Below are 11,246 nucleotides of genomic sequence, written 5' to 3'. Positions count from 1 at the left end.
CAAGGTGAGCGCACGAACGCCCGTCTAGAAAGGCCTTCCAGCCTAGTTTGCGTCAGCGCTCAGGTCGAGCCGCTTGCCCATCACTTTCAGCCGTTTTGCCCGCTTGCGTGCAACGATAAGTCGCCAGATCGCGCCGGAGATGAGATAACCGATTGCCGACGAGACGACGGCGAGGACGACAAAGCCCACCACGGTCACCCCGGCAAGTTCGAAGAAGTCGACGAAGGACGCCCACCAGGTAGAGCCCGCCTTGGCGCTGGCGACCTGCGCGGCGGCCGCATCGATCTTGAGAATGAAGGTTCCCACCCGGTTTGCGACCACTGCCCAAAATGCAATGGTGAACGGGTTGGTCACGAAGGTGACAGCAGCAGCGAGCGGCACATTGGCCCGTGCAGGAAGCGCGAGAAAGGCGGCGAGGAATATCTGTCCCACCGGCAGGATGAATGCACTGAACAGCCCCAGAGCAACCCCGCGCGGAACCGAGCGACGCGTGAAGCGCCAAAGCTCAGGCGACAGGAACCGGTGCGCAATTGGTGCGAGATACTTGCTGCGAGCCATTTCCTCTCGGCTCGGCATGTAGCGCGCCAAGGCGTGTCCCATCCAGCGGAACGGGCTCTGGAAGAAACTGGGAGAAGAGGTGCGCTGGCTGCTCATGACGACGGGCGCGCCTTGGCCTGCGTCTTCACGCAGTGCAAGCGTCCTTCGTTCAAGTGCCGATTAACCACCATGACCGCCATATGGGTAGCGAATGGCATCTGACCAATGGGTGAATTGACCCAAGCGAAAATTAACCGCGAAGCTTTGCTCTCAACGGCGATTACGCCCGGTCGCGCATGATCCGTGCCTTGTCGCGCTTCCAGTCGCGCTCCTTGATGCTGGCGCGCTTGTCATGCGCCTGCTTGCCCTTGGCTAGAGCGAGTTCGACCTTCGCGCGCCCCTGCGCGTTAAAGTAGATCGACAAAGGCACGAGCGTCATGCCCTTCCTCTCGACCGCGCCGAACAGCTTGTTGATCTCGCGCCCATTCAGCAGCAATTTGCGCGGGCGGCGCGGTTCGTGGTTCAGGCGGTTGCCGTGGCTGTATTCGGGGATGTTCGAATTGATTAGCCACACCTCGCCATCGCGCACTTCGGCATAACTTTCGGCAATCGTCGCCTCGCCAGCGCGCAAGGCTTTCACCTCGGTCCCCTGCAACGCGAGACCGGCTTCGAACTTTTCCTCGATCGCATAGTCGAAGCGCGCACGGCGATTTTCCGCGACGGTTTTCTGCTTGTCGAAAATTTTGGGTTTGGGCCGTGCCATGGTGGCAGGCGAGATAGGCGCGCAACTTCCGCTTGCCAAGCGCGCGTTTTGAGGCGCAATCTCGCTCACCACGGGGATTTACTCAAAGATGCACGCGCCAAAACCATCCAATTTCGAGATCGGCGGAGAGACCATCGCGCCGGGGACCGAGGCCGATATCGGCCTGCCCATCACCACGATGGCGACCGGATATTCTTCGCAGCTTGCCGTGCGCGTTCTTCATGGAGCCAAGCCGGGGCCGACTGTGTTCGTAAGCGGCGCAATCCATGGTGACGAGATCATGGGAACCGCGATCATCCAGCGCATCGCCAACCAGCTTTCCGCCGAGGAACTGTCAGGCACGCTCATGTTGGTGCCGGTCGCCAACATCTTTGGCTTCTTGAGTCACACCCGCTACCTGCCTGACAGGCGCGATCTCAACCGCTCCTTTCCCGGCAACGCGTCGGGTTCGCTTGCCGGGCAGGTCGCCAACGTATTCTTCAGCGAAGTGGTAAGCCGCGCTTCGCTCGGCATCGACATCCACACCGCTGCCGTTCACCGCTACAACCTGCCGCAAATTCGCATCGCCGCCAGAAACAAGAAGCTGGTTGAACTTGCGATGGCATTCGGCGCGCCAGTGATCATCGAAAGCCCGCTTCGCGACGGGTCGCTGCGCGCGCTCGCCGCCAAGGAAGGGGTCGAGATGCTGCTGATGGAAACCGGCGAGGCGCTGCGCTTTGACCGCTTTTCCATCGAGACCGGCGTTGCGGGGGTGAGCCGCGTGCTTGCCCATCTTGGCATGATTGAAGCCGATGATGGACTTGCGGAAGTCGGCGTGCCCGCTCGCTCGAACAAGACGCAATGGGTCCGCTCCCCCCGAGGCGGCGTCACGCACCGGATGCGCAAGTCGGGCGATGCGGTGAAGAAAGGCGATCTGCTCGCGGCTGTCGCGGGTCTGTTCGGCGAAGAGCCGCTCGAAATCCTCAGCCCGACCGATGGCATCATTATCGGCCATGCAACCCTGCCTGTGGTTCACCAGGGCGATGCGCTGTTCCACATCGCCCATGTCGACCACCCTGAACGAGTCGGCGCCCGGATCGAGAGCCTCGCAGACGCGATCTATACCAGCGAACCCGAAGGCTTTGCCGAAACGCTGCTCGACGAAGACGAGGTGCTTTAGATCAGCCCCGCATGTTCAAGCGCGTCGTCGACTGCTTTGCGCGATGCCTCGCTCGCCTCGACAATCGGCAGGCGCACGGCAGGTGAGAACCAGTCGTGCACGCGGCTCAGTGCGTACTTCACAGGAGCAGGCGATGCGTCTGAGAACATCGCGTAGTGTAGCGGGAACAGGCGGTCATTCAGCTCACGCGCTTTCTTGAGGTCGTTGGCTGCAATTGCTGCATGGAATTCAGAGCAGAGTGCAGGCGCGACATTGGCCGTCACCGAAATCGCCCCTCTGCCCCCAGCAGCCGAGTGCGGCAGCCAGAGCTCATCATTGCCCGAAAGCTGGCAAAACTCGCGTCCGATCCCCATGCGATGATCGGCAACCCGCGATAAGTCGCCCGATGCATCCTTGATCGCGATGATCTTGTCTGGAAAGCGGTTGACCAGTTCGACCACGGTTTCGTCTTCGAGGTCGGTCACCGTGCGGCTCGGCACATTGTAGAGAACGATCGGAAGGTCGCAGCTCTCGGCGAGATAGCTGAAATGCGCGATCAGTCCGGCCTGGCTTGGCCGGTTGTAATAAGGCGCAACGCAAAGCCCAGCAGCCGCGCCCGCCTTCTTGGCAAAATTCATATGAAGCGCGGCGTTGCGCGTGTCGTTCGACCCGCAACCGGCGATCACCGGCACGCGTCCAGCGGCCTGTTCGATGCACACTTCGATCACCCGGTGGTGCTCGGCATTGGAAAGCGTAGAGGCCTCTCCGGTCGTGCCGCAGGGAACAAGTCCCGAGCTGCCGTTTTCTATTTGCCAGTCAACAAGTTTGCGAAACGCGCTTTCATCAAACGATCCGTCGCGAAAAGGAGTCGCCAGAGCCGGAATGGAGCCGCTGAACATTGCAATCTTCCTGTATGACACAATAACTTAAGGCTGGGGCAATCTTCATCACCCGAGTAATCCTGTTAAGCGCCTGATAAGGAGCCAATCCGCACTATGTCCAGCATGGTCAGAAATTTGCTTTCCCGCCCTATTGCCATCGCGGCCCTCGCCGCAGCTTCCGTGGGAGCGCTTTCGACCCCTGGCTCGGCCATGAAAGAGAGCGCGCAAGCGAGCAGCGTTCCCCAGCGCAGCAACCTCGTGGCGCGGGCTCCCGGTGAGATCGGGGCGGCGATTTCTCAATGGGAGCGTCTGACCGGAAACGGCGAGTATTCCTTCGCCGATTATGCAGGCTTCGCGCTGCGCTATCCCGAATTTCCGCGCATGGAGATGATCCGCATCCGCGCCGAGCGCACGCTCGACGATGAAGTGCCCGAGCAGGCCGATGCGCTCGCTTTCTTTGACGCGCACCCACCGCTTACCAACCATGGCCGCGCGCTTTACGCGCTAACCCTGGTAGCCGCGAACCGCGACGAAGCCTTCGACATGGCGCGCGAAGCGTGGCGAGGCGGTGACATGAGCGCCACGGCAGAGGCCTACATCCTTGGCCTGTTTGGCTCGCAGTTCTCCGATGAAGATCACGCGGCGCGCATGGATGCTCTGCTGTGGCAAGGCGATGCCGAAGCTGCCGAGCGTCACCTCGTTAACCTCGCAGCGCCGCAGCGTGACCTTGCGACTGCGCGCATCGCGCTGGTTCGCGGAACCCTGCCGTCTGAAGCGGGCGTGCCGGTCCCTGCCGATGCGCAGCGCGATGCGGGCTATGTTTTCAACCTCGTGAATTACTATCGCTCGCGCCGGATGACCGATGCGGCGATCAATCTCCTTTCAAACCGTCCTGACTTCGACGCACCTGCTTTTGATTCGGCGGAATTCGTCGGCGACATGCTCGCGATTGCCAAGGCGGCAGGCGCGACCAGTTCGGTGCGCATCGCGAGCAAGATCGATGACCTGTTCGAAGAGGGAGAGGACATCTCGCAAGGCTCCTTCTCGCTGCGTGATCGCTACACCGACCTCATGTGGCTGGGCGGCACGAACGCGCTCTGGCAGCTTGGCAATGGCGCGGCAGCTGCTCCGCTGTTCCTTCGATATGGCGAGGCGGCTCGCACGCCGCTGACCCGCGCGAAAGGTTTCTACTGGGCAGGCCGTGCGGCGCGTCAGGCGGGTCTTTCCGAAGATGCGGCGCGCTACTTCGAAATGGCTGCCGAATATCCGCATTACTATTACGGCCAGCTCTCGCTTCAAGCGCTTGGCCGCCCGATGCCTGAATTCGCCGAACTTCCCCAATTGCAGATCGACGCGACCACCCGCGCCGAATTCGAGGCGCGCCCGCTGGTTCGCGCGATCCGCACGCTTGCCGGCAATCGCCGCGACTGGCGGACCGAGCGCCGCTTTTTCCAGGCGATCGGTGAAAGCGCGAAGACGCCTGAAGAGCTCCTGATGGTGAACCAGCTCGCCGCTGAAACGGGCCTTGAAGAAATGGCGGTCGTCGTTGGAATGGAAGCGGGCGCAAACGGGCTTTCGGGCTTCGAACGGATCGGGTTCCCGACCGTCCCCACTCCGCGCGTCAACGACTGGACGATGGTTCACGCCATCGCCCGGCAGGAGAGCGAATTCGACCGCACCCGTCGCAGCCACGCAAACGCGATCGGCATGATGCAGCTTCTGCGCAGCACCGCTCGCGAAGAAGCGGGCATTCTCGGCATTCAATATATGAGCGCGAACCTCACCGAGGATCCGCAATACAATATCCGCCTTGGCGATGCGCACTTTGCCCGCCGGATGGACCTGTATGGCGGCGCCTATCCGCTTGCTATTGCGTCCTACAATGCAGGGCCGGGGCGCGTGCGTCAGTGGCTCGCGCTGAATGGCGACCCGCGCCGGGGCGAGATCGACTGGGTCGAATGGATCGAGAAGATCCCCGCCAATTTCGAGACGCGCTATTACGTCATGCGCGTGATCGGCAATGCGGTTAGCTATTCGCACATGTATCCAGAGCAAGCGGGGCTGCCGCGCACGGTCGACACTTTTCTTCCGTAAAGCCTTCGCGCTAAAAGTGGCGTCATGGCTTCAAAACCCGGCCCTCCGATAACGCCCGCTGGCATGGCTGCGCTCAAGGCGCGCTATGACCATTTGCTCGGCACCGAACGCCCTGAGATCGTCGAGATCGTCAGCTGGGCGGCGGGCAATGGCGACCGCTCGGAAAACGGCGATTACATCTATGGCCGCAAGCGCATGCGCGAGATCGACCGCGAACTGGGCTACCTTTCGCGCCGGATGAAAGCGTGCCGCGTGGTCGATCCGTCCAACCAGCCGGACCGCAGCCGCGTATTCTTCGGCGCACGAGTCGAGCTTGCCGACGAGGACGACGAGCGCCGCACGGTGACTATCGTTGGGGACGATGAACAGGACGCGGGCAAGGGGCTTGTCGGGTGGTCTTCTCCGATCGCCAAGGCACTGAAAGGCGCATCTGTCGGGGATTTGCGCATCGTAAAGCTTCCCGGCGGGCTCAAGGAGTGGGAAGTCATGGGAATAGACTATGACTAGGTTTGCCCTCCCCCTGCTAGCCTTCGGCCTCATCGCATCGCCTCTCGCAGCGAAAGACAGCCTCGGCGTCTATTCCAGCTGGGCCGCGTTTCGCGATGACAGCCCTGCGCGCTGTTACGCCATCGCCAAGCCGACTCGCAGCAACGAAGCGGGGCCCTTCGCCAGTATCGCAAGCTGGCCGCGCCAGAACATCCGCACGCAGCTCCACATCCAGCTTTCACGCGCCGCGCGCGATGGCAGCGATGTGCGCCTCACCATCGGGTCCGAGCGCTTCACCCTCGCCGCCAATGGCCGCAACGCATGGGCGCAGGATCCGCGCATGGATGCAAGCGTCGTTGCAGCCCTTCGCTCCGCTACCCGCATGAGCGTGTCGGCGCGTGACGACCAAGGTCGCCGCTTCACCGACCGATACGACCTTGCAGGCGTCGCGACCGCTATCGATGCCGCCGTCGTCGGATGCGCGTCGCGGTGAGCGAGAAGCCTTCGATCACCGGCATGAGCTTCGTGCTCGCCGTACCCGACGCGATGGCGACTGCGCGCTGGTGGGTCGACGTGATGAAGTTCGACGCCCTGCGCGATCTTGGCGGTTGGGTTTTCGTGAAGCGCGGGCCTTGCATGATCATGCTCGGTTCCTGCCCCGATGCGCACCCGATCCCCGACCTCGGCGACCACCAGTATTTCGGCTATATCGAGTTCGACGACATCGACGCCTATTTCGCCGAGATCGACCGAGAAAAGGTCGACATCCTGAAAGAGCCGCGCACCGAGGAATGGGACATGCGCGAATTTGCCGTGCGCACGCCTGACGGGCACCGCGTCATGTTCGGACAGGACCTTACCAGTCACCCGATCAGCTGACTGGTCAAATCGCACTCGCGCCCTTATATGCGCGCTCAATCATGGCAGACACGACACTCATGACCATCCCCGGGCAGGTGGACCCGGTTCCCGTCGCGCGTGACATCACGCCGCGCGCCGATGGTCGTATCGACCTTATCGGCCTCCCCCGCCCGCGCATCCGCGAGTTGTTCGCCGAAGCGGGTCTTGAGGAGCGCCAGGCGAAGCTGCGCGCGAAACAAGTGTTCCACTGGCTCTACCATCGCGGCGTCACCGACTTCGAGGCGATGACCGACATCTCGAAAACCATGCGCCCGTGGCTTGCCGAGCGGTTCGTGATCGGTCGTCCCAACGTCGTCGAAGCTCAGCATTCCTCTGACGGCACGCGCAAGTGGCTGCTCCAGACCGATGACGGCCACGATTTCGAGATGGTCTTCATCCCGGACGCCGACCGCGGCACGCTGTGCGTGTCGAGCCAGGTCGGCTGCACATTGAACTGCACCTTCTGCCACACGGGCACGATGCGCCTCGTTCGCAACCTCACGCCGGGTGAGATCGTAGGGCAGGTCATGCTTGCTCGCGATGCCCTTGGCGAGTGGCCCAAGGGTGTGATGGACGGTTTGGACGATGCAGAAGACGTCGGTCACTACACCGCCGATGGCCGCCTGCTTACCAACATCGTGATGATGGGCATGGGCGAGCCGCTCTACAATTTCGACCATGTGCGCGATGCGCTTAACCTCGTGATGGACGGCGACGGGCTTGCCCTGTCGAAGCGCCGCATCACGCTTTCCACTAGCGGCGTTGTCCCGGCGATGGAGCGCTGCGGCGAGGAGATCGGGGTCAATCTCGCGGTTTCGCTCCACGCCGTGACCAAGGACGTGCGCGACGAGATCGTGCCGCTCAACAAGAAGTACGGCATCGAAGAACTGCTGCAGGCCTGCGCCGATTATCCCGGCGCCTCCAACGCGCGGCGCATCACGTTTGAATACGTCATGCTCAAGGACAAGAACGATTCGGACGAAGACGCGCGCGAGCTTGTCCGCTTGCTCAAAAAGTTCGACCTGCCCGCAAAGGTCAACCTCATCCCGTTCAATCCGTGGCCGGGCGCGAATTACGAATGTTCGACGCCTGAACGGATCAAGGCATTTTCGAACATCGTCTTCGAAGGCGGCATCAGCGCGCCTGTCCGCACTCCGCGTGGCCGCGATATTGACGCGGCTTGCGGGCAGCTGAAAACCGCTGCGCAGAAGAAGAGCCGCGCCGAGCGCGACCGCGAGGCCGCAGCCGCCGCGCTCGCGAGCGAGGACTGAACCGCATCTCAATGTGGTTCTCCCTCGTAGCTTTGCCCGGTGAGGGATGAAGGAGAGAGCCGACATGACTATCCGCACTGCTGTCTATGGTTTTGCACTCGCGGCCGCTGCGTTGCCCCTGACGCTGCCGCTTGGTTCAGCGCTCGCGCAGGACGCCGCGCCTACCGGTGAGCTTCCCGAGATTGCCGTGGGCGACTCGATGCCCGGCTCGTTCTTCATCGCACCCGAAGGCGAAGGCCCCTTCCCCGCGATCATCCTGCTTGGCGGGAGCGAAGGCGGCGACCGCGCCGCGCGCAACCTTGCACCGCGCTTCCTCGCCGAAGGATACGCGGTCTTCGGCATGCCCTATTACTCGCCCGCCTGGGGCGACAATCCGCAGCAATTCCCCGGCCTGCCTCGCGCATTTGCCGACATCCCCGTCGACCGTGCAGAAACAGCGCTGCAATGGCTTGCCGAACGAGACGATGTGCGCGCCGACGATATCGGCATCTACGGCGTCTCGAAGGGTGCGGAATTAGCCCTCCTCGCGGGAAGCTATATCGACGGCTTTGCTGCCATCGCAGCCATCGTACCCAGCGATGTAGTCTGGGAAGGATGGGGCACAGGCGATGGCACCCGCCCAAGCTCCTTCAGCTGGCAGGGCGAGCCGCTTCCTTTCGTGCCGTATGAAGGCATGGGAGAGGAATTCGCCAATCCGACCGGTCCCGATGGCAACCCTCGTATCCGGTTGCCGCACGACAAGGGCCGCAACGCCAATCCCGACCGTGTGGTCAAAGCGCGCATCGCGGTGGAGCAGATCGACGAGCCAGTGCTAGTCGCAGGCGGCGATGCCGATCTCGTTTGGAACTCAGGCGAAATGGCCCAGTTCATCGCAGAGCGGCGCGCCGAAGCTGGCTTGCCGACCGTCAGCCTGATCTTCACCGATGCCGGTCATTACCTGTCGGGCGATGGCAGCCGCGAAACCGGCAATCCCGCCAATGGCGAGGCGCAGAAGATCATCTGGCCCGCCACCCTCCAATTCTTCGAGCGCAGTCTCAAGGATTGATCCGCAGCCTCCTGGCGGGCACGACATCCGCCATGAGCACCGATCAGCCGACCATCGACCACTACGAAGCGAGCGTGCCCTATTACACGCTCGCATTCGACCGCTCGCACAGCCGGTTTCTCGACCGTTTTCTCGACCGGCTCGGTTCCGGTGCGCGTGTTCTTGAACTGGGCTGCGGAACGGGGCGCGATGCGGCGCGCATGATCGAACGCGGCTTTGCGGTCGACGCAACCGATGGCACCGCCGCAATGGTCGCCAAGGCAAACGAACGGCACGGCGTCAATGCACGGCAGATGCGGTTCGAGGAACTGGCGGCGTCGGCCGAATATGACGCGGTATGGGCGCATGCCTGCTTGATGCATGTGCCCACTGATGCGCTGAGCGATATCGTCGGAGCGACCCATTTAGCGCTGGTCCCCGGCGGACTTCACTTTGCAAGCTACAAGCAGGGCGATGATGAAATTCGCGACGATCGCGGACGCCTCAATTCGCGGGTCACGCAAGGTTATGTGGAGGAGCTTTACTCCGCTGCCGGCTTTGAAATCCTCGAACTTGCCCCGTGGCGGGGAAAGGGTGCTGACGGCGTCATGCGCGAGTGGCTCGCGATCACCGCGCAGCGTCCCGAATAGGGCGTTACACTTTCCTACAGGCGCGCTTTGTGCTGCAAGGCTGGCATGCATAATCGCCGCTGGATCAACCTCAAAACAGCCTCAAATCCGCGTAAATCGACCCGTCCAGTATTTGCGCCTGGACCGTGTAACATGCGGTCCACTTCTCATGCTTCGCCCCAGAAGGAACAGCCATGAAACGCACGCTCGAAGCGATCTGCACCGGGACCGCTCGCCCCTTCAACGGCGCGGAATTGAGCGCCTTTGCCAAGTACCCACGCGAGGGCGCCGTGCAGATCCTCGAAGAAGGACTTGCCCCCGACGAACAAGCCGACCGGCGCGTTCATGGCGGGCCGGAAATGGCGCTGCATCTCTACCCGCTCGACCACCACGCATTCTGGCGAGAGACGCTCGGCGATATCGACCTGCTCGACCATCCCGGTGCGTTCGGGTCGAACCTTGCGGTGAGCGACCTCACTGAAAGCGAGGTGCATATCGGCGACCGCTTCCGGCTCGGCAGCGCGCTGATCGAAGTAAGCCAGCCGCGCCAGCCTTGCTGGAAGATCGAGCACCGTTTCGGCGAGCATTGCGATTCGACAGGCATGGTGAAGACCATCATCGAAAGCGGGCGTTCGGGCTGGTACTTCCGCGTGCTCAAAATCGGGGAAGCGTGCGCTGGCGACGTACTCGAGCGGACCGAGACGGGCGAGAGCGACTGGACGGTCGCGCGCACTTTCGCGGCGTTGGTCGCGGGCAAGGCTTCGAAAGACGAGCTTGAGGAGCTCGCTGAAATGGAACGACTCGCCCCCAAGCTGCGCGAAAAGGCGCGGGCGAAGTTGATCTGAGATTCGATCCGCTCGTCGCAGTAAGAATGCATCTCGTCTCCCTGACTCGTATTCCAACATTTCGTTCATCCAGCGTTCGGTGAAGATGAACGAAATAGGGCGTGCCTTCACGAACAAGGCCGCAAAGGAACACGACGATGAAAATGATCGCACTGCTTGCCGCCACCGGCTCCCTCGCCGCCATCAGCGCTCCCGCCCAGGCCGCCGAGATCACTCCCGCCCCCGCTCCTGCTATGGATATACAACTGTCATTCGACACCGGCCTCGAGCACGTCGCCTCCTACGGCGACCCGCCGCGTCATGCCCGCGCCTACGGCCGTCGCTACCGTGACCGCTACGATGATGACGATGACGACTATTACGAGGATCGCCGCGACCGGCGTTACGACCGCAGGTACAATCGCCGCGTCTATGACGACCGTGGCCGCTACTACGAACCGCGACGACTGCGCCGCGGGGACCGCGTCTGGCGCGGCCGTGACGGACGCTACTACTGCGAGCGCGACAACGGCACGACCGGTCTTGTGATCGGTGCGGGCGTCGGCGCCCTTCTGGGCCGCACGATCGACACACGCGGTGACCGCACGGTCGGCACGTTGCTCGGCGGTGCGCTGGGCGCGGTCCTGGGCCGCGAGATCGACCGCAGCGACGCACGCTGCCGCTAACCCTCTAAACGCC

General features: G+C 62.5%; 13 protein-coding genes. 10 read left to right on the top strand and 3 right to left on the bottom strand.

Annotated features, from left to right (window positions below; all coding sequences use genetic code 11):
• Positions 1-42 precede the first annotated feature (42 nt).
• Entirely contained in the window at positions 43-576 is a 534-nt protein-coding gene (locus AC0V6T_RS04785; RefSeq protein WP_007164537.1) for a DUF2062 domain-containing protein, read from the bottom strand.
• 241 nt (positions 577-817) lie between these two features.
• Entirely contained in the window at positions 818-1,300 is a 483-nt protein-coding gene (gene smpB, locus AC0V6T_RS04780; protein ID WP_486124791.1) for an SsrA-binding protein SmpB, read from the bottom strand.
• An 88-nt stretch (positions 1,301-1,388) separates the two neighbouring features.
• Here smpB and AC0V6T_RS04775 point away from each other — a divergent pair, with 88 nt between their 5' ends.
• Positions 1,389-2,459 carry a succinylglutamate desuccinylase/aspartoacylase family protein gene (locus tag AC0V6T_RS04775; RefSeq protein ID WP_486124789.1) on the top strand — a complete coding sequence of 357 codons (1,071 nt, stop codon included), beginning with the start codon at positions 1,389-1,391 and terminating at the stop codon, positions 2,457-2,459.
• Here the strand turns inward: AC0V6T_RS04775 and dapA are convergent.
• A complete protein-coding gene (gene dapA, locus AC0V6T_RS04770) occupies positions 2,456-3,337 on the bottom strand; it encodes a 4-hydroxy-tetrahydrodipicolinate synthase (RefSeq protein WP_007164540.1) in 882 nt (293 codons plus the stop codon). The two genes, AC0V6T_RS04775 and dapA, sit on opposite strands and share 4 nt — an antisense overlap.
• Positions 3,338-3,577: 240 nt before the next feature.
• On the opposite strand from dapA, the gene AC0V6T_RS04765 reads away from it, so the two are divergent.
• The 9 genes from AC0V6T_RS04765 (at position 3,578) to AC0V6T_RS04725 (ending at position 11,233) form a co-directional block, all read left to right on the top strand.
• Positions 3,578-5,413 carry a lytic transglycosylase domain-containing protein gene (locus AC0V6T_RS04765; protein ID WP_486124786.1) on the top strand — a complete coding sequence of 612 codons (1,836 nt, stop codon included), beginning with the start codon at positions 3,578-3,580 and terminating at the stop codon, positions 5,411-5,413.
• A gap of 24 nt (positions 5,414-5,437) precedes the next feature.
• Positions 5,438-5,920: a transcription elongation factor GreB gene (greB, locus tag AC0V6T_RS04760; protein ID WP_486124784.1), complete on the top strand. Its 483-nt coding sequence runs from the start codon at positions 5,438-5,440 to the stop codon at positions 5,918-5,920.
• Positions 5,913-6,392, top strand: a complete 480-nt coding sequence (locus AC0V6T_RS04755) for an invasion associated locus B family protein (RefSeq protein ID WP_486124782.1) — start codon at positions 5,913-5,915, stop codon at positions 6,390-6,392. The genes greB and AC0V6T_RS04755 overlap by 8 nt, the downstream gene beginning before the upstream one ends.
• A complete protein-coding gene (locus AC0V6T_RS04750; protein ID WP_486124780.1) occupies positions 6,389-6,778 on the top strand; it encodes a VOC family protein in 390 nt (129 codons plus the stop codon). Before AC0V6T_RS04755 ends, AC0V6T_RS04750 begins: the two co-directional genes overlap by 4 nt.
• Positions 6,779-6,819: 41 nt before the next feature.
• Positions 6,820-8,070, top strand: a complete 1,251-nt coding sequence (gene rlmN / locus AC0V6T_RS04745; protein WP_486124778.1) for a dual-specificity RNA methyltransferase RlmN — start codon at positions 6,820-6,822, stop codon at positions 8,068-8,070.
• 64 nt (positions 8,071-8,134) lie between these two features.
• Positions 8,135-9,115, top strand: a complete 981-nt coding sequence (locus tag AC0V6T_RS04740) for an acyl-CoA thioester hydrolase/BAAT C-terminal domain-containing protein (protein ID WP_486124776.1) — start codon at positions 8,135-8,137, stop codon at positions 9,113-9,115.
• A 32-nt stretch (positions 9,116-9,147) separates the two neighbouring features.
• Positions 9,148-9,744, top strand: a complete 597-nt coding sequence (locus AC0V6T_RS04735; RefSeq protein WP_486124774.1) for a class I SAM-dependent methyltransferase — start codon at positions 9,148-9,150, stop codon at positions 9,742-9,744.
• Positions 9,745-9,917: 173 nt separating this feature from the next.
• Positions 9,918-10,568 carry an MOSC domain-containing protein gene (locus tag AC0V6T_RS04730; RefSeq protein ID WP_486124772.1) on the top strand — a complete coding sequence of 217 codons (651 nt, stop codon included), beginning with the start codon at positions 9,918-9,920 and terminating at the stop codon, positions 10,566-10,568.
• 137 nt (positions 10,569-10,705) lie between these two features.
• Positions 10,706-11,233 (top strand): glycine zipper 2TM domain-containing protein, encoded by a 528-nt coding sequence (locus AC0V6T_RS04725; protein ID WP_486124770.1) that lies wholly within the window; start codon positions 10,706-10,708, stop codon positions 11,231-11,233.
• Positions 11,234-11,246 lie beyond the last annotated feature (13 nt).

Source organism: Erythrobacter sp. S158 (assembly GCF_057364915.1).
The sequence above is the reverse complement of the archived record's forward strand: the minus strand, read 5'-3'. Positions and strand labels throughout refer to the sequence as shown.

Bases quoted from the DNA above. Each gene is read 5' to 3' on its own strand.
- AC0V6T_RS04740 (WP_486124776.1), top strand. From the start codon at position 8,135: ATGACTATCCGCACTGCTGTCTATGGTTTTGCACTCGCGGCCGCTGCG.
- greB (WP_486124784.1), top strand. From the start codon at position 5,438: ATGGCTTCAAAACCCGGCCCTCCGATAACGCCCGCTGGCATGGCTGCG.
- AC0V6T_RS04730 (WP_486124772.1), top strand. From the start codon at position 9,918: ATGAAACGCACGCTCGAAGCGATCTGCACCGGGACCGCTCGCCCCTTC.
- AC0V6T_RS04785 (WP_007164537.1), bottom strand. From the start codon at position 576: ATGCCGAGCCGAGAGGAAATGGCTCGCAGCAAGTATCTCGCACCAATT.
- AC0V6T_RS04735 (WP_486124774.1), top strand. From the start codon at position 9,148: ATGAGCACCGATCAGCCGACCATCGACCACTACGAAGCGAGCGTGCCC.
- smpB (WP_486124791.1), bottom strand. From the start codon at position 1,300: ATGGCACGGCCCAAACCCAAAATTTTCGACAAGCAGAAAACCGTCGCG.
- dapA (WP_007164540.1), bottom strand. From the start codon at position 3,337: ATGTTCAGCGGCTCCATTCCGGCTCTGGCGACTCCTTTTCGCGACGGA.
- AC0V6T_RS04725 (WP_486124770.1), top strand. From the start codon at position 10,706: ATGAAAATGATCGCACTGCTTGCCGCCACCGGCTCCCTCGCCGCCATC.
- AC0V6T_RS04755 (WP_486124782.1), top strand. From the start codon at position 5,913: ATGACTAGGTTTGCCCTCCCCCTGCTAGCCTTCGGCCTCATCGCATCG.
- AC0V6T_RS04775 (WP_486124789.1), top strand. From the start codon at position 1,389: ATGCACGCGCCAAAACCATCCAATTTCGAGATCGGCGGAGAGACCATC.
- rlmN (WP_486124778.1), top strand. From the start codon at position 6,820: ATGGCAGACACGACACTCATGACCATCCCCGGGCAGGTGGACCCGGTT.